This is a genomic window from Buttiauxella sp. AC142, assembly GCF_979253435.1.
This window is the reverse complement of the sequence record NZ_CEEDCH010000001.1, coordinates 3,972,318-3,996,479: the sequence shown is the minus strand read 5'-3', so window position 1 is coordinate 3,996,479 and position 24,162 is coordinate 3,972,318. Positions and strand designations below refer to the sequence as shown.

Sequence of the window (24,162 nt, the reverse complement as noted above, 5' to 3'; positions counted from 1 at the left end):
CTTAATTATTCTGGTAGATATCCTTATAGAGGCGACTTTCAAAGCGCACTAACGGGATACGACGGTTACGTTGATCGGCAGGCTCTACAGCATAACCTGACAAATATTGCACAAAGGCCATGCGCTGGCCGCTGGCAGTGGTAATAAATCCAGCAAGGTTATAGACCCCTTGCAGTGAACCTGTTTTCGCCGAAACTTTTCCATCAACACCCGCCTGATGAAGACCTGCGCGGTACTGCAATGACCCGTCATAACCCGCTAACGGTAACATTGAGATAAAGTTAAGCTCAGTGTCATTCTGCGCGATGTATTGCAACACTTGCATCATCGTGGCTGGAGAAATGAGATTGTGGCGAGATAAGCCTGAACCATCCACAACAATACTGTTACCTAAATCGACACCTGCTTTCTGCCGCAGAATTTGCCGCACAGCGTCCGCGCCGGCACGCCAGGTTCCCGGCACCCCAAAGCGGTTATGGCCGATGGTACGAAAAACGGTATCGGCAATCATGTTGTCTGATTTCTTCAGCATGACCTTTAGCAAATCGTGCAAGGGTGCCGATTGTTTGCTGGCGATCACCGTTCCTGGGGTATTAGATAGCGTCTGACGTAATAGAGTTCCGCTATAGCTGATTCCCGCCTCTTTAAGCTCTGCTTTTAAAATCGCGCCTGCGTAACTTGCGCCATCCTGAATCGCAAATGCGAGTGGCAGTGGGTCGGCGCGTTGAGTCATACACCCGGTGAGCGTAAAACGATTCAGATCGCCTGGAACGACATCCAGCTCGCAATATTGTGCGTCTGGAGAGCCTTTGGCGAGGGTACGAACCTGGCTATTCATCACGACAGGGTAGTAAGAGGCAATGCGGATAAAGGCTAAATCGTCCGCTTTAGGCGCGCTGTAGAGCGAAACAGAAAAACAATTTCGGTCAACAATGGCCGCCGCCGGTGGGGCGCTAAAGCATTGCGTCATGTCATTCCACGGCCAGCCAGGCGCTTTGTCATGACTGGCAAAAATGGAAGTATCGATGAGCACATTGCCCTGAATTTGCTGGACGCCCGATTTCTTCAGAACCGCAACCATATTGCGAACATCCTGGCGTTTTAGCGTCGGATCGCCGCCAAATCGTGCAATAAGGTCGCCTTGTAAAACACCGTTGCTCACTTGATCCCGGCTTTCAAGGGTGGTAGTAAACCTGAAGTCTGGACCGAGTTGCAGCAGTGCGGCTAGCGCAGTAATGACTTTCTGGGTACTGGCAGGCAGCGCCATCTGTTGACTGTGATAGTCAATCGACGGAGCGGGAGCACCCACTTTTTGCACCATCAAAGCCAAATTCGCACCAGCAGGCAACTGGGAAGTATATTCTTCAATGTTGGCAGCCTGGACGGTAAACACCACAGCACTGGTCAATCCAATGACAAATCTAAAAAATCGCATAATCTCGCGGTAACAACCTGGAAACGTGCCGTCATACTACGGTGCATCGCAGTGCAAAGTAAACGATGACCCTCAGGGAACTCCAGGGTAAAATACAGGTCAATTTGGAAACCGTTCCTGACCTGGCGCTTTGCGCCGGGTCAGTTTTATTTTGCTTAGTGCCAGGGGTTTGCCTTATTAATGCAGACTCGGCTCTGGATTCAGGAGTGCCGCAGGGCAGTTCTGAACAGGAAAGTTTTGAAGAGGTATAACAATGCAACCTATTCCGATGACCCTACGTGGCGCAGAAAGATTACGTGAAGAGCTGGATTTCCTGAAGTCCGTACGCCGCCCGCAAATTATTGCCGCGATTGCTGACGCCCGCGAACACGGCGATTTGAAAGAAAACGCTGAATATCATGCCGCGCGTGAGCAACAGGGTTTTTGTGAAGGCCGTATCCAGGACATCGAAGCTAAGCTCTCCAACGCTCAGGTTATAGACATCTCAAAAATGCCAAATAATGGCCGCGTTATTTTCGGTGCGAGTGTGACTGTTTTGAACCTGGACAACGACGAAGAGCAGACTTATCGCATTGTTGGCGACGATGAAGCTGATTTTAAACAGAATCTTATTTCGGTGAACTCACCGATTGCTCGTGGCCTTGTGGGTAAAGAGCAGGATGATGTTGTTGTTATCCGTACCCCGGGTGGCGATGTAGAGTTTGAGATAGTGAAAGTGGAATATTTATAATTTCTGCTACGCTTTTTTATGGCGTGGAGTATTGTAAAGAAAGGAAAAAGGCCGCACCGCGGCCTTTTATCAACTAACAGAGCGTGGCATTTTGCACACTCTCTGCTTATTTCGGCAGAGAAATCTTGCGCTCTTTAGACGGGCGATAGAGCACCAGCGTTTTACCGATAACCTGTACATTACAGGCGCCGGTTTCACGCACGATGGCATCCACGATTAAGGTTTTAGTTTCGCGATCTTCAGTTGCGATTTTCACCTTGATTAACTCATGATGTTCGATCGCTTGTTCAATCTCGGCCAGTACCCCTTCGGTCAAACCGTTATTGCCAAGCATGACTACAGGCTTGAGCGGATGTGCAAGACCTTTCAGGTGCTGTTTTTGTTTAGTACTCAGATTCATCGTATTTTTTGCTTACGTTGGGATTGAAAACGGTTCATTCTACCGCCATCTCTACTGTATCGCCAAATCGGCTGTGCTGATAAGTCTACAGCCTGCTACTCACGATGAACAAAGTTGGAAAATGAGATGACAGGTAAAAAGCGTTCTGCCAGCTCTGGTCGCTGGCTGCAGGAACACTTTAGCGATAAATATGTAATTCAGGCGCATAAAAAAGGGTTGCGTTCCCGTGCCTGGTTTAAACTTGATGAAATACAGCAAAGTGACAAACTTTTTAAGCCAGGAATGACTATTGTTGATCTTGGCGCGGCTCCCGGAGGCTGGTCACAATATGTTGTGACTCAAATCGGGAACCAGGGGCGAATCATTGCTTGCGATCTTTTACCAATGGATCCTATCGTTGGTGTTGATTTCCTTCAGGGCGATTTTCGTGATGAACTAGTCGTGAAAGCTCTGCTGGATCGTGTTGGTGACAGTAAAGTTCAGGTTGTCATGTCAGATATGGCTCCAAATATGAGCGGGACACCGGCAGTTGATATTCCTCGGTCTATGTATTTAGTAGAACTGGCACTGGAAATGTGTCGTGATGTTCTGGCACCGGGCGGTAGTTTTTTAGTGAAAGTGTTTCAGGGCGAAGGTTTCGATGAGTATCTACGAGAAATTCGCTCCCTGTTTACGACAGTTAAAGTTCGTAAACCGGACTCTTCTCGTGCCCGCTCACGTGAAGTGTACATTGTAGCGACTGGGCGAAAACTATAGTCCCCTGACGCTGTTTGTTAACACAGTTGTAATATGAGGTTAATCCCTTGAGTGACATGGCGAAAAACCTAATACTCTGGCTGGTCATCGCGGTTGTGCTGATGTCTGTGTTCCAGAGCTTTGGGCCCAGCGAGTCAAACGGCCGTAGGGTGGATTACTCCACTTTCCTGTCTGAAGTGAATCAGGATCAGGTTCGTGAAGCGAGTATCAATGGACGTGAAATCAAAGTTACCAAGAAAGATAGTAACCGATACACGACTTACATCCCCGTTAACGATCCTAAACTGCTTGATAACCTGCTGACCAAAAATGTGAAAGTAGTAGGCGAACCGCCTGAAGAGCCAAGCTTGCTGGCTTCTATTTTCATCTCCTGGTTCCCAATGCTATTGCTAATTGGGGTCTGGATCTTCTTTATGCGTCAGATGCAGGGCGGGGGTGGCAAAGGTGCCATGTCGTTCGGCAAGAGCAAGGCGCGTATGCTCACCGAAGACCAAATTAAGACCACTTTTGCTGATGTTGCTGGTTGTGACGAAGCAAAAGAAGAGGTTGCTGAACTGGTTGAGTACCTTCGTGAGCCAAGCCGTTTCCAGAAACTGGGCGGTAAAATTCCGAAAGGCGTGCTGATGGTTGGCCCTCCTGGTACCGGTAAAACCTTGCTGGCGAAAGCTATTGCAGGTGAAGCGAAAGTGCCGTTCTTTACTATTTCCGGTTCTGACTTCGTAGAAATGTTCGTCGGTGTGGGTGCATCCCGTGTTCGCGACATGTTCGAGCAAGCCAAGAAAGCGGCACCATGCATCATCTTTATCGATGAAATCGACGCCGTAGGCCGTCAGCGTGGCGCGGGTCTGGGTGGTGGTCACGATGAACGTGAACAAACACTGAACCAGATGCTGGTTGAAATGGATGGTTTCGAAGGTAACGAAGGTATCATCGTTATCGCTGCGACTAACCGTCCAGACGTACTTGACCCAGCATTGCTGCGTCCGGGCCGTTTCGACCGTCAGGTTGTGGTTGGTCTGCCAGATGTACGTGGCCGTGAGCAAATCCTGAAAGTGCATATGCGCCGTGTACCGTTGTCTCCGGACATCGACGCAGCTATTATTGCTCGTGGTACGCCAGGCTTCTCCGGTGCTGACCTTGCAAACCTGGTCAACGAAGCTGCTCTGTTTGCTGCCCGTGGCAACAAGCGCGTAGTTTCGATGGTTGAATTCGAAAAAGCGAAAGACAAAATCATGATGGGTGCGGAACGTCGCTCCATGGTGATGACAGAAGCGCAAAAAGAATCCACTGCATATCATGAAGCAGGGCATGCGATTATTGGCCGTCTGGTTCCAGAACACGATCCTGTGCATAAAGTAACGATTATTCCGCGTGGTCGTGCGCTGGGTGTAACGTTCTTCTTGCCGGAAGGTGATGCAATCAGCGCAAGCCGCCAGAAACTGGAAAGCCAGATTTCTACTTTGTACGGTGGCCGTCTTGCTGAAGAGATTATTTACGGTGCTGAGCATGTTTCTACCGGTGCGTCTAACGACATCAAAGTAGCGACATCTATTGCCCGTAACATGGTCACCCAATGGGGCTTCTCTGAGAAACTCGGTCCGTTGCTGTATGCGGAAGAGGAAGGCGAAGTATTCCTGGGTCGTTCCGTGGCGAAAGCAAAACATATGTCCGATGAAACTGCGCGTATCATCGATCAGGAAGTGAAGCTGTTGATTGAGCGTAACTATGCTCGCGCACGCCAGCTCCTGAATGAAAATATGGATATTCTCCACACCATGAAAGACGCATTGATGAAGTATGAAACCATCGATGCGCCTCAGATTGATGACCTGATGAATCGTCGCGATGTGCGTCCGCCAGCAGGTTGGGAAGATTCAAACAACGGCAACAACAATTCTGATAATAACGGTACACCACGTGCACCGCGTCCGGTCGATGAACCGCGCACGCCGAATCCTGGAAATACTATGTCAGAGCAGTTGGGCGATAAATAAGTCGTCACTGCCAGATGTTAATGCAGTAATCTATAAAACCCTGGGCTTGTCCCGGGGTTTTTGTTTTTTGTTTTAACCAAAGTCTATGCAGGGAATTTTGATGAAACTCACCGCACAGGGCACTACGCTCGATCTCTCGCACCCTCATATTATGGGGATCTTAAATGTCACACCTGATTCGTTTTCTGACGGTGGGCAGCACAATTCGTTAGTTGAGGCCGTAAAATACGCTAATGCGATGATCAACGCGGGTGCGACGATTATTGATATTGGTGGTGAGTCAACGCGCCCGGGCGCGGCTGAAGTGAGTGTCGAGGAAGAGTTGTCTCGTGTGATCCCAGTTGTAGAAGCCATTGCACAGCGCTTCGAAGTGTGGATTTCTGTTGATACGTCGAAACCGGAAGTGATTCGCGAAGCTGCAAGAGTCGGTGCGCATATCATCAATGATATTCGTTCATTACAAGAGCCAGGGGCGCTCGAAGCCGCTGCCGAAACAGGGTTACCTGTTTGCCTGATGCATATGCAGGGCGAGCCTAAAAATATGCAGCAAGCACCTCATTACGATGATGTCTTTGCCGATGTGAACCGCTTTTTTATCGACCAAATAGCTCGCTGCGAAGCGGCCGGAATCTCAAAAGAAAAATTGTTGCTCGACCCGGGCTTTGGTTTCGGTAAAAATCTAACCCATAATTATCAACTTTTAGCCCGACTCTCCGAATTCCACCACTTTGGCTTACCGCTGCTGGTGGGGATGTCGCGTAAATCAATGGTTGGCCAATTGCTGAACGTCGGACCGGATCAACGTCTGAGCGGCAGTCTTGCTTGCGCGGTAATATCTGCAATGCAAGGGGCTAATATCATTAGAGTTCACGATGTAAAAGAGTCAGTCGAAGCGATGCGCGTGGTGGAAGCCACACTTTCAGCGAAGGAAAAAAAACGCTATGAGTAACCGTAAATATTTTGGCACAGATGGCATCCGCGGTCGTGTAGGCGATTCTCCAATTACTCCTGACTTCGTGCTCAAACTCGGCTGGGCCGCAGGTAAGGTATTAGCGCGCCACGGCTCGCGTAAAATTATTATCGGTAAAGACACCCGTATCTCTGGTTATATGCTGGAATCTGCTCTGGAAGCTGGTCTGGCGGCAGCAGGGCTGTCTGCCTCATTCACTGGCCCGATGCCAACGCCTGCCGTTGCTTATCTGACCCGTGCATTCCGTGCTGAAGCAGGGATAGTTATCTCTGCCTCCCATAACCCGTTCTATGATAACGGGATTAAATTCTTCTCCATCGACGGTACTAAATTGCCGGACGAGGTGGAAGAAGCTATCGAAGCGGAAATGGAAAAAGAAATTACCTGCGTGGATTCAGCGGAGCTGGGCAAAGCCAGCCGTATCGTTGACGCTGCAGGTCGCTACATTGAATTCTGTAAAGGCACATTCCCGAACGAATTAAGCCTCAACAGCCTGAAAATTGTTGTCGATTGTGCTAACGGTGCAACGTACCACATTGCACCGAATGTGCTGCGCGAGCTGGGTGCAACGGTTATTACCGTGGGCTGTGAGCCTAACGGCGTCAACATCAACGAAAAATGCGGTGCGACTGACGTGCGTATGCTTCAGGAGCGTGTGCTGGCCGAAAAAGCTGATATTGGTATCGCGCTTGATGGGGATGGCGACCGTGTCATCATGGTGGATAACCTGGGCCATAAAGTTGATGGCGACCAAATTCTTTACATCATTGCTCGTGAAGGTTTGCGTCAGGGCCAATTACGCGGTGGCGCTGTCGGTACGCTGATGAGCAATATGGGACTGGAACTGGCTCTCAAACAGCTGGGTATTCCGTTTGCTCGCGCAAAAGTGGGCGACCGTTATGTTCTGGAAAAACTTCAGGAAAAAGGCTGGAGAATTGGCGCTGAAAATTCAGGTCACGTAATTCTTCTGGATAAAACCACTACTGGCGACGGTATCGTTGCAGGTTTGCAAGTACTCACAGCAATGGTGCGTAACCATATGAGCTTGCATGACTTATGCAGCGGAATGAAGTTGTTCCCGCAAATTTTGGTTAATGTACGCTTTACCGCAGGCAGCGGTGATCCACTTGAACACCACTCAGTGAAAAAAGTGACTGCTGAAGTTGAAGAGGCGCTAGGCAATCGTGGCCGTGTGTTACTACGTAAATCCGGCACAGAGCCTCTCATCCGCGTAATGGTGGAAGGCGAAGATGAAGCGTTGGTCATTGAATATGCCAACCGTATCGCTGATGCTGTAAAAGCAGTGTAAAGTCACTCTTGGTTATTGTGTGAAAAGGCGGCACTTGCCGCCTGTTTTCCAGGCGAAAGTGGGTGTGTTGCTGTTTTTTTCCGCAGTCAGCGAAATGTGAATAAATTGCCCTTGCGCAGGTCGAAGGCTTTGGTTAGTATTCTCACCCGCTTCAGTGGGTAAACTTAAACGTATCCGCTTGACTGGTTTGAAGCTTTGGTATGCGGTAATACCGCAAGGAACAGGTTGATAATATGTACGAAGCTCTTTTAGTTGTTTTCCTTATTGTAGCTCTGGGCCTTGTAGGTCTTATTATGCTGCAACAAGGTAAAGGCGCTGATATGGGAGCCTCCTTCGGAGCAGGCGCTTCCGCTACGCTGTTTGGTTCTAACGGTTCTGGTAACTTCATGACCCGTATGACCGCTGTGTTAGCAACGCTGTTCTTTATCATCAGCCTGGTACTGGGTAACCTCAATACCAACAAAACCGATAAAGGAAGTGTGTGGGATAACTTAACTCAGCCAACAAAAACTGAGTCACAGCCAGCGGCACCTACCAAGCCGAGCAGCGATATCCCGCAGTAAGTAGTAAGCTTCTGTACGGTAAGAAATGATTGCCGTACGCAAAGTGCCGAGGTGGTGGAATTGGTAGACACGCTACCTTGAGGTGGTAGTGCCCGATTGGGCTTACGGGTTCAAGTCCCGTCCTCGGTACCAAAATATCTGCATTTCTTGCATTTTATGCAATATCGGCGTAATATTTGCCACGTTTTCGGACGCGGGGTGGAGCAGCCTGGTAGCTCGTCGGGCTCATAACCCGAAGGTCGTCGGTTCAAATCCGGCCCCCGCAACCACTTTCCCTGAGAGTTCTTTTTCAAATATACTGTGAACACCAGTTGGTGCCTCGCGAAGAATTTAGAAAAAAATTCTCCTGGATGGTGTCCGGGCCGCAATCGCGGTGTACAGGGTTCAGTTATATAAAGCCTCGATTTATCGGGGTTTTTTGTTATCTGACTTCAGAATAACTGGGCTATATGCCCTTTTTTTATTTCTCGGGGGTGGGCTTGTCCACATTAGAGCAAAAATTAACAGAGATGATTTCAGCACCGGTCGAGGCGCTGGGCTATGAATTAGTCGGTATCGAATTCGTTCGAGGTCGCCAATCTACGCTGCGCATCTATATTGATAGTGAAGCTGGCATCAATGTTGATGATTGTGCTGATGTCAGTCACCAGGTAAGTGCAGTTCTGGATGTCGAAGACCCTATCACTGTAGCTTACAACCTGGAAGTTTCCTCACCAGGCCTTGATCGCCCAATGTTCACCGCGGAGCATTACGTTCGCTTTACCGGCGAAGAAGTGAGCATTGTGTTGCGAATGGCTGTGCAAAACCGTCGTAAATGGCAGGGTATAATTAAAGCCGTAGAAGGTGAGATGATCACGGTCACGGTGGAAGGTAAAGATGAAGTGTTCGCGCTGAGCAACATCCAGAAAGCGAACCTGGTACCCCACTTTTAATAGTTTGGATTGAGGTGAAAACCCAGGATGAACAAAGAAATTTTGGCTGTTGTAGAAGCAGTTTCCAATGAAAAATCACTGCCGCGCGAGAAGATTTTCGAAGCGCTGGAAAGTGCACTTGCAACAGCGACCAAGAAAAAATACGAACAAGAGATTGATGTGCGTGTCAGCATCGATCGTAAAAGTGGTGACTTCGATACTTTCCGCCGCTGGGTTATTGTTGAAGAAGTGACCCAACCTACGCGTGAAATTACCCTTGATGCAGCTCAATTCGAAGATCCAGAGCTGAATGTTGGCGGATACGTTGAAGACCAGATCGAATCTGTGACTTTCGACCGTATCACTACTCAGACCGCAAAACAGGTTATCGTACAAAAAGTACGTGAAGCTGAACGCGCAATGGTAGTTGATCAGTTCCGCGAGCTAGAAGGTGAGATCATCACAGGCGTGGTTAAGAAAGTTAACCGTGATAATATTTCGCTAGAAGTTCGCCCGATCGATGGTTCTAACACGAGTGCTGAAGCAGTAATTCCTCGCGAAGATATGTTGCCGCGTGAAAACTTCCGCCCAGGTGACCGTATCCGCGGTGTGCTTTATGCTGTGCGTCCGGAAGCTCGTGGCGCTCAACTGTTTGTTAGTCGATCTAAGCCTGAAATGCTGATCGAACTGTTCCGCATTGAAGTGCCGGAAATCGGCGAAGAAGTTATTGAAATTAAAGCTGCGGCGCGTGATCCTGGTTCTCGTGCGAAAATCGCTGTGAAAACCAACGATAAGCGTATCGACCCAGTAGGGGCTTGTGTTGGCATGCGTGGTGCGCGTGTCCAGGCTGTTTCTACTGAACTGGGTGGCGAGCGTATTGATATCGTGTTGTGGGACGATAACCCAGCACAATTTGTTATCAATGCTATGGCTCCAGCAGACGTAGCTTCCATTGTTGTTGATGAAGACAAACATACAATGGACATCGCGGTAGAGGCAGGCAATCTGGCACAAGCTATCGGTCGTAATGGTCAGAACGTGCGTCTGGCTGCTCAACTGAGCGGCTGGGAACTCAACGTTATGACTGTTGATGACCTGCAAGCTAAGCATCAGGCTGAAGCACATGCGGCCATTGATACCTTTACTAAATACCTCGAAATCGACGAGGACTTCGCCACTGTATTGGTAGAAGAAGGTTTCTCCACTCTCGAAGAACTGGCCTACGTGCCAATGAAAGAGCTGCTGGAAATTGATGGCCTTGATGAAGATACAGTGGAAGCATTACGTGATCGCGCCAAAAACGCCCTCACCACGCTGGCATTGGCGCAGGAAGAAAGCCTGGGCGATAACAAACCTAAAGAGGATCTGCTGAACCTCGAAGGTATGGATCGCAATCTGGCCTTTAAACTCGCTTCGCGCGGTGTGAGCTCGCTGGAAGACTTGGCTGAGCAAGGTGTCGACGATCTGTCAGATATTGAAGGTTTAACTAACGAGAAGGCCGGTGAATTGATTATGGCTGCTCGCAATATCTGCTGGTTTGGCGGCGAAGCGTAATAAACTGTAGCAGGAAGGAACAGCATGACAGATGTAACCGTAAAAGCGCTGGCCGCAGAGATTCAGACCTCCGTGGACCGCCTGGTACAGCAATTTGCTGATGCAGGGATCCCTAAGGCTGCTGATGATTCTGTCTCGGCCCAGGAGAAACAAACATTACTGGCCCACCTGAACCGTGAACATGGTTCTGCGCCAGATAAGTTGACATTACAGCGCAAAACGCGCAGTACTTTAAACATTCCAGGTACCGGTGGGAAAAGTAAATCGGTACAAATCGAAGTCCGCAAGAAGCGCACCTTTGTGAAACGTGATCCGCAAGAGACTGAACGTCTTGCCGCGGAAGAACAGGCGCAGCGTGAAGCGGAAGAGCAAGCCCAACGTGAGGCGCAGGAAGCTGCCAATCGTCAGGCGCAAGAAAAAGCTAAACGTGAAGCTGAAGATAAAGCTAAGCGTGAAGCCGCTGATAAAGCGAAACGTGAAGCTGCGGAAAAAGACAAAGTGAGCAATCAACAAGACGATATGACGAAAAGCGCCCAGGCCGACAAAGCCCGCCGCGAAGCAGAAGCTGCCGAGCTGAAGCGCGCTGCTGAAGAAGAAGCCCGTCGCAAATTAGAAGAAGACGCCCGCCGTGTAGCTGAAGAGGCCCGTAAAATGGCTGAAGCTAACGCAGGTGTATGGACGGAAGAAGAGAAAGTGGAAGACGACAAATCTGATTACCATGTCACCACCTCTCAGCATGCTCGCCAGGCTGAAGACGAAAACGACCGTGAAGTTGAAGCAGGTCGTACTCGCGCTCGTACTGCGACAACTAAAGCACCACGCCAGAAAAAAGGCGGCAAACACGGCGAGTCTAAAGCTGACCGTGAAGAAGCTCGTGCTGCAGTTCGTGGTGGTAAAGGCAAGCGTAAACCAAGTTCACTGCAGCAAGGCTTCAACAAGCCTGCACAAGCAGTTAACCGTGACGTCGTAATCGGCGAAACCGTTACTGTTGCAGAACTGGCTAACAAAATGGCTGTTAAAGGCTCTCAGGTCATCAAAGCAATGATGAAACTGGGTGCAATGGCAACCATCAACCAGGTCATCGACCAGGAAACCGCACAGCTGGTTGCCGAAGAGATGGGCCACAAAGTCATCCTGCGTCGTGAAAACGAACTGGAAGAAGCGCTGATGAGCGACCGTGACACTGACGCAGTTGCTGAGTCACGTGCGCCGGTTGTTACCATCATGGGTCACGTTGACCACGGTAAAACTTCACTGCTCGACTACATTCGCTCTACTAAAGTAGCGTCTGGCGAAGCGGGTGGTATTACCCAGCACATCGGTGCATACCACGTAGAAACTGACAACGGTATGGTTACCTTCCTGGATACCCCGGGCCACGCAGCGTTTACTTCTATGCGTGCTCGTGGTGCTCAGGCGACGGATATCGTTGTTCTGGTTGTTGCTGCAGACGATGGCGTAATGCCACAAACTATCGAAGCTATCCAGCACGCGAAAGCGGCGCAGGTGCCGGTAGTTGTTGCGGTGAACAAAATCGATAAGCCAGAAGCTGATCCAGACCGCGTTAAGCAGGAACTGTCTCAGTACGGCATCATGCCAGAAGAGTGGGGCGGCGAAAGCCAGTTCATCCACGTGTCTGCTAAAGCAGGTACAGGTATTGACGAACTGCTGGACGCAATCCTGCTGCAAGCTGAAGTTCTTGAACTGAAAGCAATGCGTGACGGTATGGCGAGCGGTGTGGTTATCGAATCCTTCCTTGATAAAGGTCGTGGTCCGGTAGCAACGGTACTGGTTCGTGAAGGCTCCCTAAACAAAGGCGACATCGTTCTTTGTGGTTTCGAATATGGCCGTGTTCGTGCAATGCGTGACGAAATGGGTCGTGAAGTGACTGAAGCAGGTCCGTCTATTCCTGTTGAAATCCTGGGTCTGTCCGGTGTTCCGGCAGCGGGTGATGAAGTAACAGTTGTTCGTGACGAGAAAAAAGCTCGTGAAGTTGCTCTGTATCGTCAGGGTAAATTCCGCGAAGTTAAACTGGCTCGCCAGCAGAAATCTAAACTGGAAAACATGTTCGCCAACATGACCGAAGGCGAAGTGTCAGAAGTGAACGTTGTGCTCAAAGCAGACGTTCAGGGTTCTGTTGAAGCGATCAGCGATTCCCTGCTGAAACTGTCAACTGATGAAGTTAAAGTTAAAATCATCGGTTCAGGCGTGGGCGGTATCACTGAGACTGACGCAACGCTTGCTGCAGCTTCTAACGCTATTCTGGTTGGCTTCAACGTACGTGCTGATGCATCTGCTCGCCGCGTAATTGAATCTGAAAGCCTGGATCTGCGTTACTACTCCGTCATCTATCATCTGATTGACGAAGTTAAAGCAGCAATGAGCGGTATGCTGTCTCCGGAGCTCAAACAACAGATCCTCGGCCTGGCCGAAGTTCGCGACGTGTTCAAATCACCTAAATTTGGCGCAATCGCAGGTTGTATGGTTACCGAAGGTGTGGTCAAACGTCACAACCCAATCCGTGTACTGCGCGACAACGTTGTTATCTATGAAGGCGAGCTGGAATCTCTGCGCCGCTTCAAAGATGACGCGAACGAAGTTCGTAACGGTATGGAATGTGGTATCGGCGTGAAGAACTACAACGATGTGCGTGTTGGTGACGTGATCGAAGTATTCGAAATCATCGAAATCCAGCGTACTATCGCCTGATATCAGCCGAGTACATAGCTAATATCTTTAGGGGGCCGAGCGCCCCCTGATTTTATGGAGAATTTATTATGGCGAAAGAATTTGGTCGCCCGCAGCGTGTTTCTCAGGAATTGCAGAAAGAAATCGCAATCATCCTGCAACGCGAAATTAAAGACCCGCGTCTGGGCATGATGACCACCGTTTCTGGTGTCGAAGTGTCACGTGACCTGGCCTATGCCAAAGTGTTTGTAACCTTCCTGAACGATAAAGACGAACAGGCTGTTAAAGAAGGCATCAAAGTTCTGCAAGATGCTTCTGGTTACATTCGTTCTTTGCTGGGCAAAGCAATGCGCCTGCGCATCGTGCCTGAATTGACCTTCTTCTACGATAACTCGTTAGTTGAAGGTATGCGCATGTCGAATCTGGTTTCTAACGTCATCAGAAACGATGATGAGCGCCGTGTAAACGATACGGATGACAGCAAGGAGGATTAATGAGTCGTCCTCGTCGTCGTGGTCGTGATATCCACGGAGTACTGTTGTTAGATAAACCTCAGGGCTTATCTTCAAACGATGCGTTGCAGAAAGTTAAGCGTATTTATAACGCTAACCGTGCCGGTCATACCGGAGCGCTTGACCCGCTTGCAACTGGAATGCTGCCGATTTGCCTCGGTGAAGCGACAAAATTCTCGCGCTATCTGCTGGACTCCGATAAGCGTTACCGTGTTATTGCCCGTCTTGGGCAGCGCACTGATACTTCTGATGCTGATGGCACAGTCGTTCAGGAGCGTCCGGTAGCCTTTACCGAGCAACAGCTGGCGCAAGCGTTAGAAAGCTTTCGTGGTGAAACACAGCAAGTTCCATCGATGTACTCCGCACTGAAATATCAAGGCAAGCCACTTTATGAGTATGCGCGTCAGGGTATCGAAGTGCCGCGTGAAGCGCGGTCTATCACGGTTTACGAACTTCTGTTTATTCGCCATGAAGGCAATGAACTTGAGTTGGAAATTCACTGTTCTAAGGGAACGTACATCCGGACCATCACTGATGATTTAGGTGAGAAACTCGGTTGTGGTGCCCATGTGACTTTCCTGCGTCGCCTTGCAGTAAGCAAGTATCCAGTCGAACGCATGGTAACGCTTGAGCAATTGCATGCATTGGTTGAGCAAGCACAAGCGCAAGAAATTGAGTCATCCGTGCTGTTAGATCCGTTATTGATGCCAATGGATAGCCCTGCGTCGGATTTCCCAATCGTGAATTTATTACCTGCTGTTGCGGGTTACTTCAAGAATGGGCAGCCGGTGCAAGTCTCGGGTAGCCCAGCAGAAGGGCTAGTCCGCGTCACCGAAGGTGATGAAGGCAAATTTATCGGCATGGCCGAAATAGACGATGATGGACGCGTTGCGCCTCGTCGTCTGGTCGTTGAGTATCCGCTCTGACACCTGGAGTTGCCTTGCGATAAGCGGTGGCTACAGGTAAAATGGCGCGGCTTAACTTTCATACCTTTGTTTAACATTGTTGTGAAAGTGCACTGGAGTTGCTGAATTAGAGATCGGCACTCTATCTTTTTATCTATAATTTTGGAGTTTAAAATGTCTCTAAGCGTTGAAGCTAAAGCTAAGATCGTTTCTGAGTTTGGTCGTGGTACTAACGACAGCGGTTCTACCGAAGTTCAGGTTGCACTGCTGACTGCACAGATTAACCACCTGCAAGGTCACTTTGCAGAGCACAAAAAAGATCACCACAGCCGTCGTGGTCTGCTGCGTATGGTTTCTCAGCGTCGTAAACTGCTCGACTACCTGAAGCGTAAAGATGTAGCACGTTACACCAGCCTGATCGAGCGTCTGGGTCTGCGTCGCTAAGTCTTGCGAGTTTCAGAAAAAGGGGCCTTTTAAGGCCCCTTTTTTCAACCATATGGCAGCAATTCTATGGAAACTAATGTATTGTTGCAGGGTGTGATCTTTGTTGCAGAGGTTCGCGCGGCTAATGAGAGGCTTTATCCGCATGGGCGGGTCAGGGTTGTCATTAGTCGCGAGGATGCGATGAAGGTCGGGTTAAACGGAGCAAGTGCAATCACCTGCTACCAAAGATTATTAAGGATATTATTTTGCTAACTCCGATTGTCCGTAAATTTCAATACGGTCAGCATACGGTCACAATAGAGACCGGTATGATGGCTCGCCAGGCTACCGCAGCAGTAATGGTAAGCATGGACGACACAGCTGTATTCGTGACCGTAGTCGGTCAGAAAAAAGCGAAAGCAGGTCAAGACTTCTTCCCACTGACTGTTAACTATCAGGAGCGTACTTATGCTGCTGGTCGTATCCCTGGCAGCTTCTTCCGTCGTGAAGGCCGTCCAAGCGAAGGCGAAACACTGATTGCGCGTCTGATTGACCGCCCAGTGCGTCCGCTGTTCCCGGAAGGTTTCGTGAACGAAGTTCAGGTTATCGCGACCGTTGTTTCTGTGAACCCACAAGTTCACCCAGACATCGTTGCCATGATCGGTGCTTCTGCAGCTCTTAGCCTGTCTGGTATTCCATTCAATGGTCCAATTGGTTCTGCTCGCGTGGGCTACATCAATGACCAGTACGTGCTGAACCCAACTGCTGACGAACTGAAAACCAGCAAGCTGGATCTGGTTGTTGCCGGTACCGAAGGTGCTGTGCTGATGGTTGAATCCGAAGCTGAACTGCTGAGCGAAGACCAGATGCTGGGCGCGGTAGTATTTGGCCACGAACAACAACAAGTTGTTATCCAGAACATCAACTCCCTGGTTGCTGAAGCTGGCAAACCACGTTGGGACTGGAAGCCTGAAGCCGCTAACGAAGCGCTGAATGCGCGCGTTGCTGCACTTGCTGAATCCCGCCTGAGCGATGCTTACCGTATCACTGATAAGCAAGAGCGTTACGCACAAGTCGACATCATCAAATCTGACGTTATCGCTGCACTGTCAGCTGAAGACGATTCAATTGATGCTGGCGAAGTCAGCGACATCCTGCACGCTATCGAGAAAAATGTTGTTCGTAGCCGTATTCTGGCTGGCGAGCTGCGTATCGATGGCCGTGAAAAAGACATGATCCGTGGTCTGGATGTGCGTACTGGCGTTCTGCCACGTACTCACGGTTCTGCACTGTTCACCCGTGGTGAAACTCAGGCGCTGGTTACAGCAACTCTGGGTACCGCACGTGACGCACAGAACCTGGACGAGTTGATGGGCGAACGTACCGACAACTTCCTGTTCCACTACAACTTCCCTCCGTACTCCGTAGGCGAAACCGGCATGGTCGGTTCACCGAAGCGTCGTGAGATTGGTCATGGTCGTCTGGCTAAGCGTGGCGTACTGGCTGTTATGCCAGAAGCTGACCGCTTCCCATATACCGTACGTGTAGTGTCTGAAATCACTGAATCTAACGGTTCTTCTTCTATGGCTTCCGTATGTGGTGCTTCTCTGGCACTGATGGATGCAGGCGTGCCAATCAAAGCCGCTGTAGCCGGTATTGCGATGGGTCTGGTCAAAGAAGGCGAAAACTTTGTTGTTCTGTCTGACATTCTGGGTGACGAAGATCACCTGGGCGACATGGACTTTAAAGTTGCTGGTAGCCGTGAAGGTATCTCTGCACTGCAGATGGATATCAAAATCGAAGGTATCACCCGCGAAATCATGCAGGTGGCTCTGAACCAGGCTAAAGGTGCGCGTCTGCATATCCTTGGCGTGATGGAACAAGCTATCAATGCACCACGTGGTGACATCTCTGAATTCGCTCCACGTATTCACACTATCAAAATCAACCCAGACAAGATCAAAGACGTGATCGGTAAGGGTGGTTCTGTGATTCGTGCGCTGACCGAAGAAACCGGTACTACCATTGAAATCGAAGATGACGGCACAGTTAAGATTGCTGCGACCGACGGCGACAAAGCGAAATTCGCAATTCGTCGTATCGAAGAGATCACTGCTGAGATCGAAGTCGGCCGTATCTATCAGGGTAAAGTTACTCGTATCGTAGATTTCGGTGCATTCGTTGCTATCGGCGGCGGCAAAGAAGGTCTGGTGCACATTTCTCAAATCGCTGACAAGCGTGTAGAGAAAGTGACTGACTACCTGCAAATGGGTCAAGAAGTTCCAGTTAAAGTTCTGGAAGTTGACCGCCAGGGCCGTGTACGTCTGAGCATCAAAGAAGCAACTGAGCAGTCTCCAGCAGAAAGCGCAGCTCCTGCTGCACCAGAAGCTGAGTAAGCGATACCGATTAAGCTCCCCGTGGCAACATGGGGAGCTGTTTATTACGGGGCAGGGAGTCTCGTTTTAGGGCCGGCGGACAGGACGTCATCCAATTGTTGTCTTCGGGAGTGGGAAATGAAGCCTTTTTTGCGCTGGTGTTTCGTTGCGACAGCTCTCACGCTGGCAGGATGCAGCAACTCTGCCTGGCGTAAAAGTGAAGTCCTGGCGGTGCCTTTGCAGCCGACTTTGCAGCAAGAAGTCATTCTTGCACGCATGGAACAGATACTTGCCAGCAGGGCTTTAACCGATGATGAACGCGCACAGCTTTTATATGAGCGCGGAGTGTTGTATGATAGTCTCGGCTTGCGGGCTCTGGCGCGAAATGATTTTTCACAAGCGTTGGCAATCCGCCCCGATATGCCTGAAGTATTCAATTACTTAGGTATATATTTAACGCAGGCAGGCAATTTTGATGCTGCCTATGAAGCGTTTGATTCTGTACTTGAGCTTGATCCAACTTACAACTACGCGCATTTAAATCGCGGTATCGCCCTCTACTACGGTGGTCGTTATCGTTTAGCGCAAGATGATCTGCTAGCGTTTTATCAAGACGATCCCAATGATCCTTTCCGTAGTCTGTGGCTCTACATTGCTGAAAGCAATTTAGATGCAAAGCAGGCTAAGGTGGCGTTACAACAACGCCTCGATAAATCGGATAAAGAGCAATGGGGATGGAACATTGTCGAGTTCTACCTGGGGAACATTAACGAAAAAACGTTAATGGAACGCCTCGAGGCGGACGCAACGGATAACACCTCGCTCGCTGAGCATCTCAGTGAAACCAACTTCTATTTAGGTAAGTACTACCTAAGTCTGGGGGAAAAGGACAGCGCCACGGCACTGTTCAAGTTAGCGGTCGCTAACAACGTACACAACTACGTTGAGCATCGTTATGCATTGTTGGAATTAGCGCTCTTGGGCCAGGAGCAAGATGACCTGGCAGAATCGGACCAGCAATAGCTGACGAACATCGATCAGCCCATAAACTTTTTTATTAAAGTCATCACCTTAACGGGTGAGGGCGTTTTTGTTCGTTAATCAACCAAATTTGAGCCGGTTCACACTTTTCAATGAAAATTGCAGGTCAATTTCACGATGAGTTATGTAGACTGGCCGCCATCTACGAGGCACGTGTACTACATGACTGATATCATCGAGACTACTACTATCGAAACTACTTTTTCTGATCTGGGTCTTAACGACTCCATCCTTAAAGCCCTGAACGATCTGGGTTATGAAAAACCTTCTCCAATCCAGGCAGAGTGTATTCCACAACTGCTGGCTGGCCGCGATGTACTGGGTATGGCCCAGACGGGTAGCGGCAAAACTGCAGCGTTCTCTTTACCACTGCTGCACAACCTTGATCCAGAGCTGAAAGCACCACAAATCCTGGTGCTGGCACCGACCCGCGAACTGGCGGTTCAGGTTGCAGAAGCCATGACGGATTTCTCTAAACATATGCACGGCGTAAACGTTGTAGCCCTTTACGGTGGCCAGCGTTATGACGTGCAGCTGCGCGCCCTGCGTCAGGGACCACAAATTGTTGTTGGTACCCCAGGTCGTCTGCTTGACCACTTAAAACGCGGTACGCTGAATCTGTCCAACCTGAAAGGTCTGGTACTGGACGAAGCTGATGAAATGTTGCGTATGGGCTTCATCGAAGACGTTGAAACCATCATGGCGCAGATCCCAGAAGGTCATCAGACCGCTCTGTTCTCTGCAACTATGCCAGAAGCGATTCGTCGTATTACTCGTCGCTTCATGAAAGATCCGCAGGAAGTTCGCATTCAATCTAGCGTAACGACTCGCCCGGACATCAGCCAGAGCTACTGGACTGTCCACGGTATGCGTAAAAATGAAGCGCTGGTTCGCTTCCTGGAATCTGAAGATTTTGATGCGGCGATCATTTTCGTACGTACCAAAAACGCGACTCTGGAAGTGGCTGAAGCACTGGAACAAAGCGGCTATAACAGCGCAGCACTGAACGGTGACATGAACCAGGCACTGCGTGAGCAAACCCTGGAGCGTCTGAAAGACGGTCGTCTGGACATCCTGATTGCAACCGACGTTGCGGCTCGTGGCCTGGACGTTGAGCGTATCAGCCTGGTTGTTAACTATGACATCCCGATGGACTCAGAGTCTTACGTTCACCGTATCGGCCGTACTGGTCGTGCAGGTCGTGCTGGCCGTGCGCTGCTGTTCGTTGAGAACCGCGAGCGTCGTCTGCTGCGCAACATCGAACGCACCATGAAGCTGACTATTCCTGAAGTTGAACTGCCAAACCGCGATCTGCTGAGTGAGCGTCGTCTGGCTAAGTTTGCAGCTAAAGTTCAGCAGCAACTGGAAAGCAGCGATCTGGATCTGTACCGTGGTCTGCTGGCAAAAATCCAACCTTCTGCTGAATCAGAAGAAGCGCTGGATATGGAAACACTGGCTGCAGCACTGCTGAAAATGGCACAGGGCGAACGTCCTCTGATCCTGCCACCAGATGCACCGATGCGTCCACGTCGTGAATTCCGTGAACGTGATGAGCGTTTCGAACGTTCAGACCGTGCACCACGTGGCGATCGTCCAGATCGTGCACCACGCGGTGACCGTCCAGAGCGTTCAGATCGTCCACAGCGTGATGGCGATGCCCCGCGTCGCGAACGTCGCGATGTTGGCGATATGGAACTGTACCGTATTGAAGTTGGCCGTGATGATGGTGTTGAAGTTCGTCATATCGTTGGCGCTATCGCTAACGAAGGTGATATCAGCAGCCGTTACATCGGTAACATCAAGCTGTTCGGTACTCACTCTACTATCGAACTGCCAAAAGGCATGCCGGGCGAAATCCTGCAGCACTTTACCCGTACTCGTATTCTGAACAAACCAATGAATATGCAGTTGATGGGTGATGCACAACCTCGTACCGATCGTGGCGGCGAACGTCGTGGCGGCGGTGCTGGTGCAGGTGCTGGCCGTAGCTTCGGTGGTGGTGAGCGTCGTGAAGGCGGTCGCGGTCCACGTCGTGATGGCCCTGCAGGTGCTGGTGCTCCACGTAGCTTCAGCGGCGAACGTCGTGAAGGCGGTCGTGGCCCACGTCGTGAAGATGGCGCAGCTCCAACTCGTCGTCGTACAACTGAAGCCTAATTGACAGAACTTTATGCCTGCTGTTAATCAGCAGGCAGTGATAAAAATCCTGGTTATTGTAACCGGGATTTTTTTTATCCAAATTGTACTCATGTACTGGTACAATGTTTCACAGCAAACCTGTCGCTTCGACAGTCGTTCATTGTTTCAGGAATTCGTATGGCAACCTTATCTACCACTCACGCATCGCCGTCTATTTTCGGCGGGGTCATGATTATTGGCGGCACAATTATTGGTGCGGGGATGTTTTCTCTGCCAGTGGTTATGTCTGGTGCGTGGTTTTTCTGGTCACTAGCTGCGCTGCTGGTGACGTGGTTTTGTATGCTGCACTCTGGTTTGATGATTCTCGAAGCCAATCTTAATTATCGAGTCGGCTCGAGTTTCGATACCGTGACTAAAGACTTATTGGGCAAAGGCTGGAATCTGATTAACGGCCTGTCCATCGCGTTTGTGCTGTATATCCTGACCTACGCCTATATTTCGGCGAGCGGTTCAGTTATCCATCACACGCTTGGCAAAATGTCTGTCGATTTCCCCGCAAGATTTGCCGGATTGATCTTTGCCCTGGTGGTGGCGTTTATTGTCTGGATGAGCACGCGCGCCGTTAGCCGCATGACCACTATCGTTCTCGGTGCAAAAATACTCACTTTCTTTATGACGTTTGGCGGCTTGATGTGGCACGTCGAACCGGCAACATTACTGGATAGCAAAGCGATTAATCCGAGCTATTTGCCGTATCTCTTTATGACACTGCCATTTTGTCTCGCCTCATTTGGCTATCACGGTAATGTGCCTAGTCTGATGAAGTATTACGGCAAAGATCCCCAAACCATTAAGCGTTGCATTGTCTGGGGAACGCTGATGGCGCTGGGGCTGTATGTCATTTGGTTGATTGGCAGTATGGGTAATATTCCGCGCAGTGATTTTATTGCTATTGCCGACAAAGGCGGAAATATTGATGTGCTGGTAGGGGCGTTGAGCGGTGTGTTGAATAGCCGCGCGCTGGACTTGCTGTTGATCGTGTTCTCTAACTTTGCCGTTGCGAGTTCCTTCCTGGGCGTGACGTTAGGATTATTCGATTACCTTGCTGATTTATTTAAGTTCGATGACTCACCGACCGGGCGCCTGAAAACCGCGTTGGTGACATTTATCCCGCCAATGTTAGGTGGTGTAATCTGGCCTGATGGGTTTATCTACGCGATTGGTTTTGCCGGGCTGGCGGCGACTATCTGGGCGGCAATCGTTCCCGCGCTGTTGGCAAAAGCCTCCCGTAAAAAGTTTGGCAGCCCAATTTATCGGGTGTGGGGCGGCAATAAAATGATTGCGCTGATTCTGATCTTTGGCGTGACCAACGCAGCAATTCATATCCTTTCAAGCTTCGATCTATTACCGGTTTATCATTAAATTTGTCGCCCCTCCATTGAGGGGCGACATCATTAACTCGTCAAACTTTCATGCACATCCATTGCCAAATCAAATGAATGTAGTCGGGCTTCGGTATCAAAAATCTGCCCGTTCACCATGATTTCATCGGCCTGGGTTTCCCGCAGGAGTGAAATCAGCCCGTGGCGCACTTTCGCTTTATCGCCAACCAGCGACATGCTCAACGCTTGCTGAACGCCATACTTCTCGGCGGGACTCCAGAAATTATCCATATTTTCAATTGGTGGCGGTAGTTGGCCAGTCTCACCGCGACGCAGTTTAACGAAAGCCTGCTGCATAGAGGTAAACAGGAATTCGGCATCGCGGTTGCTGTCGGCGGCAACGATATTTATACACACCATCGCATACGGTTTTTCCAGACGTGCAGATGGTTTGAATTGAGCGCGGTAAAGTTGCAGCGCCTGGAACAACATATCTGGAGCAAAGTGCGAAGCAAAGGCAAACGGCAGCCCAAGTTGTGCGGCAAGTTGCGCGCTATACAAGCTGGAACCTAACAGCCAGACGGGGATTTTCGCGTTGTAACCCGGAACCGGGCGCACCGCCGGGTTGGGGTCGGTTGCGTCAAACCACGAAACCAACTCACTGACATCGCGTGGGAAGTTGTCGATATCGCCGCTCATATGGCGGCGCAACGCCATCATTGTGCGCTGGTCGCTTCCCGGTGCGCGGCCCAGACCTAGATCGATACGGCCCGGATAGAGCGTCTCAAGCGTGCCAAACTGCTCAGCAATCACTAACGGCGAATGGTTTGGCAACATCACGCCGCCTGAACCCAGGCGCAAAGTTTCGGTATTCGCCGCAAGATAGCCAATCAGCACGGATGTCGCCGCACTGGCGATACCGGTCATATTGTGGTGTTCAGCCAGCCAATAGCGATGGTAGCCGCGCTTTTCGGCAAGGCGGGCTAAATCAAGAGAACGATGGAACGCATCACGAGGCTGGGAGCCTTGTGGAATCGGGGCTAAATCGAGTAGAGAGAAAGGAACTTGGGTGATGTCAGACATAACGGCTCACTTTGTTAGACGAAGTGGGTAACTTCGTTTGCTGATAATTAGCCTTAGTATTGCGCAGAACCATCAACAATTAAGTAACAAAGTGAGCCTTTTCTCAGCTCTGAGTCACCAGTTCTAATCCAGCGACGCGTCGCCAGTAACCATTGCAATCACTTTGCTGCGCTAGCGTCAAAGGCGCATTGCCATTCTCATTTTTGCGGAAGGCTTCCAGTACGCGCAATGTCTCCATCCCCATCGGCGATAAACGTACCATATCGACCAGGCCTTTCATCGATGCCAGTTCATTACCGAGGTTGTACACATAGCCGCTCATGGTCTGAATGCCGTTGAGCACAAACACTTGCTGGTTTTCCTGCGAAAGCATATTGCGCCCTACAGGATATTTAATGCAGCAGGTCTCGCATTCATCTTTTGGCTTATCTTCAGAACGAGCGGTAAAGCAGCGCGCAGAATAGGCCAGCGGTAAATGACCGTAGCTCAGGACTTCCACTTCAAACTTGTTGCGAATACCCAGCTCATCACACTGAGTCAGCATGTTTGCCAGCCAGTCGCGTGACAGCTCCACAGGCATGCACCAACGAATCATGCCTTGTTTGAGTAACAGACGCAGAGTCACCGCGTTATAGCAGTTAAGCGCATGACCGGCGACAAACGGCAGCTTGCGCTCTGCCGCCATATTCACGGCACCCAGGTCATTGGCTTCAATCAGGAAATCGCCATTCTCAACGTAACGTTTTAGTTCGTTGAGTTCAGACGGAGCCTGAACCAGGGCGAGGGTCGAAAGCACCACTTGTTTGCCCTGGTCTGCGAGGTTTTTCGCCATATCTAACCAGTCGCCAGTTTTTGTCGCACGACGCTTACTACACACTGACTCGCCAAGATAAATAGTCTCAGCGCTGCTGTTTGCGGCAGCCTGATAAAATTTTTCCAGCGTCTCTTTTGGCCAGTAATAAAGCACCGGCCCTAATGAATATTTCATGGGTTTT

General features: G+C 50.1%; 21 protein-coding genes and 2 tRNA genes. 19 read left to right on the top strand and 4 right to left on the bottom strand.

Annotated features, from left to right (window positions below):
• Position 1: 1 nt before the first annotated feature.
• Complete coding sequence (gene dacB, locus AC0IWZ_RS18490) at positions 2-1,435, bottom strand: serine-type D-Ala-D-Ala carboxypeptidase (RefSeq protein WP_471678736.1); 1,434 nt, start codon at positions 1,433-1,435, stop codon at positions 2-4.
• A gap of 253 nt (positions 1,436-1,688) precedes the next feature.
• On the opposite strand from dacB, the gene greA reads away from it, so the two are divergent.
• The gene (gene greA / locus AC0IWZ_RS18485; RefSeq protein WP_034498827.1) at positions 1,689-2,165 is read left to right on the top strand and encodes a transcription elongation factor GreA; all 477 of its coding nucleotides are present in this window, start codon (positions 1,689-1,691) and stop codon (positions 2,163-2,165) included.
• A gap of 106 nt (positions 2,166-2,271) precedes the next feature.
• Here the strand turns inward: greA and yhbY are convergent, their stop codons facing one another.
• A complete protein-coding gene (gene yhbY / locus AC0IWZ_RS18480) occupies positions 2,272-2,565 on the bottom strand; it encodes a ribosome assembly RNA-binding protein YhbY (protein ID WP_034498826.1) in 294 nt (97 codons plus the stop codon).
• A 126-nt stretch (positions 2,566-2,691) separates the two neighbouring features.
• Here yhbY and rlmE point away from each other — a divergent pair, with 126 nt between their 5' ends.
• From rlmE to mtr, 18 genes are all read left to right on the top strand, one after another.
• Positions 2,692-3,321 carry a 23S rRNA (uridine(2552)-2'-O)-methyltransferase RlmE gene (rlmE, locus tag AC0IWZ_RS18475; protein ID WP_034498825.1) on the top strand — a complete coding sequence of 210 codons (630 nt, stop codon included), beginning with the start codon at positions 2,692-2,694 and terminating at the stop codon, positions 3,319-3,321.
• A 56-nt stretch (positions 3,322-3,377) separates the two neighbouring features.
• Positions 3,378-5,315, top strand: a complete 1,938-nt coding sequence (gene ftsH / locus AC0IWZ_RS18470) for an ATP-dependent zinc metalloprotease FtsH (RefSeq protein ID WP_034498824.1) — start codon at positions 3,378-3,380, stop codon at positions 5,313-5,315.
• Between the two features lie 100 nt (positions 5,316-5,415).
• Positions 5,416-6,264: a dihydropteroate synthase gene (gene folP, locus AC0IWZ_RS18465; protein ID WP_471678737.1), complete on the top strand. Its 849-nt coding sequence runs from the start codon at positions 5,416-5,418 to the stop codon at positions 6,262-6,264.
• Positions 6,257-7,594: a phosphoglucosamine mutase gene (glmM, locus tag AC0IWZ_RS18460; protein WP_471678738.1), complete on the top strand. Its 1,338-nt coding sequence runs from the start codon at positions 6,257-6,259 to the stop codon at positions 7,592-7,594. Before folP ends, glmM begins: the two co-directional genes overlap by 8 nt.
• 233 nt (positions 7,595-7,827) lie before the next feature.
• Positions 7,828-8,157, top strand: a complete 330-nt coding sequence (gene secG / locus AC0IWZ_RS18455) for a preprotein translocase subunit SecG (RefSeq protein WP_034498820.1) — start codon at positions 7,828-7,830, stop codon at positions 8,155-8,157.
• Between the two features lie 45 nt (positions 8,158-8,202).
• Positions 8,203-8,289: transfer RNA gene (locus AC0IWZ_RS18450), tRNA-Leu, on the top strand.
• 60 nt (positions 8,290-8,349) lie between these two features.
• Positions 8,350-8,426: transfer RNA gene (locus tag AC0IWZ_RS18445), tRNA-Met, on the top strand.
• A gap of 210 nt (positions 8,427-8,636) precedes the next feature.
• A complete protein-coding gene (gene rimP / locus AC0IWZ_RS18440) occupies positions 8,637-9,089 on the top strand; it encodes a ribosome maturation factor RimP (protein ID WP_034498954.1) in 453 nt (150 codons plus the stop codon).
• 27 nt (positions 9,090-9,116) lie between these two features.
• Positions 9,117-10,622 carry a transcription termination factor NusA gene (nusA, locus tag AC0IWZ_RS18435; protein WP_034498819.1) on the top strand — a complete coding sequence of 502 codons (1,506 nt, stop codon included), beginning with the start codon at positions 9,117-9,119 and terminating at the stop codon, positions 10,620-10,622.
• A 24-nt stretch (positions 10,623-10,646) separates the two neighbouring features.
• Complete coding sequence (infB, locus tag AC0IWZ_RS18430; protein WP_034498817.1) at positions 10,647-13,331, top strand: translation initiation factor IF-2; 2,685 nt, start codon at positions 10,647-10,649, stop codon at positions 13,329-13,331.
• A gap of 68 nt (positions 13,332-13,399) precedes the next feature.
• Positions 13,400-13,804 (top strand): 30S ribosome-binding factor RbfA, encoded by a 405-nt coding sequence (gene rbfA, locus AC0IWZ_RS18425; RefSeq protein WP_034459684.1) that lies wholly within the window; start codon positions 13,400-13,402, stop codon positions 13,802-13,804.
• Complete coding sequence (gene truB / locus AC0IWZ_RS18420; protein ID WP_034498815.1) at positions 13,804-14,748, top strand: tRNA pseudouridine(55) synthase TruB; 945 nt, start codon at positions 13,804-13,806, stop codon at positions 14,746-14,748. Before rbfA ends, truB begins: the two co-directional genes overlap by 1 nt.
• Before the next feature lie 153 nt (positions 14,749-14,901).
• The gene (gene rpsO / locus AC0IWZ_RS18415) at positions 14,902-15,171 is read left to right on the top strand and encodes a 30S ribosomal protein S15 (RefSeq protein WP_002434239.1); all 270 of its coding nucleotides are present in this window, start codon (positions 14,902-14,904) and stop codon (positions 15,169-15,171) included.
• A gap of 245 nt (positions 15,172-15,416) precedes the next feature.
• Positions 15,417-17,546 (top strand): polyribonucleotide nucleotidyltransferase, encoded by a 2,130-nt coding sequence (gene pnp, locus AC0IWZ_RS18410; protein WP_034498811.1) that lies wholly within the window; start codon positions 15,417-15,419, stop codon positions 17,544-17,546.
• Positions 17,547-17,663: 117 nt separating this feature from the next.
• Entirely contained in the window at positions 17,664-18,548 is an 885-nt protein-coding gene (gene nlpI / locus AC0IWZ_RS18405; protein ID WP_034498810.1) for a lipoprotein NlpI, read from the top strand.
• Between the two features lie 110 nt (positions 18,549-18,658).
• Positions 18,659-18,736 carry a protein YrbN gene (gene yrbN / locus AC0IWZ_RS18400; protein ID WP_110510645.1) on the top strand — a complete coding sequence of 26 codons (78 nt, stop codon included), beginning with the start codon at positions 18,659-18,661 and terminating at the stop codon, positions 18,734-18,736.
• Positions 18,729-20,720, top strand: a complete 1,992-nt coding sequence (locus tag AC0IWZ_RS18395; RefSeq protein ID WP_471678739.1) for a DEAD/DEAH family ATP-dependent RNA helicase — start codon at positions 18,729-18,731, stop codon at positions 20,718-20,720. The genes yrbN and AC0IWZ_RS18395 overlap by 8 nt, the downstream gene beginning before the upstream one ends.
• Positions 20,721-20,879: 159 nt before the next feature.
• Positions 20,880-22,124, top strand: a complete 1,245-nt coding sequence (gene mtr, locus AC0IWZ_RS18390; RefSeq protein ID WP_471678740.1) for a tryptophan permease — start codon at positions 20,880-20,882, stop codon at positions 22,122-22,124.
• A 32-nt stretch (positions 22,125-22,156) separates the two neighbouring features.
• On the opposite strand, the gene AC0IWZ_RS18385 is transcribed toward mtr, so the two are convergent.
• Together AC0IWZ_RS18385 and AC0IWZ_RS18380 are read right to left on the bottom strand one after the other, a co-directional pair.
• Positions 22,157-23,167, bottom strand: coding sequence for a luciferase-like monooxygenase (locus tag AC0IWZ_RS18385; protein ID WP_259267937.1), 1,011 nt, complete (start codon positions 23,165-23,167; stop codon positions 22,157-22,159).
• A gap of 103 nt (positions 23,168-23,270) precedes the next feature.
• Positions 23,271-24,155 carry a U32 family peptidase gene (locus AC0IWZ_RS18380; protein ID WP_034498803.1) on the bottom strand — a complete coding sequence of 295 codons (885 nt, stop codon included), beginning with the start codon at positions 24,153-24,155 and terminating at the stop codon, positions 23,271-23,273.
• Between the last annotated feature and the right edge of the window lie 7 nt (positions 24,156-24,162).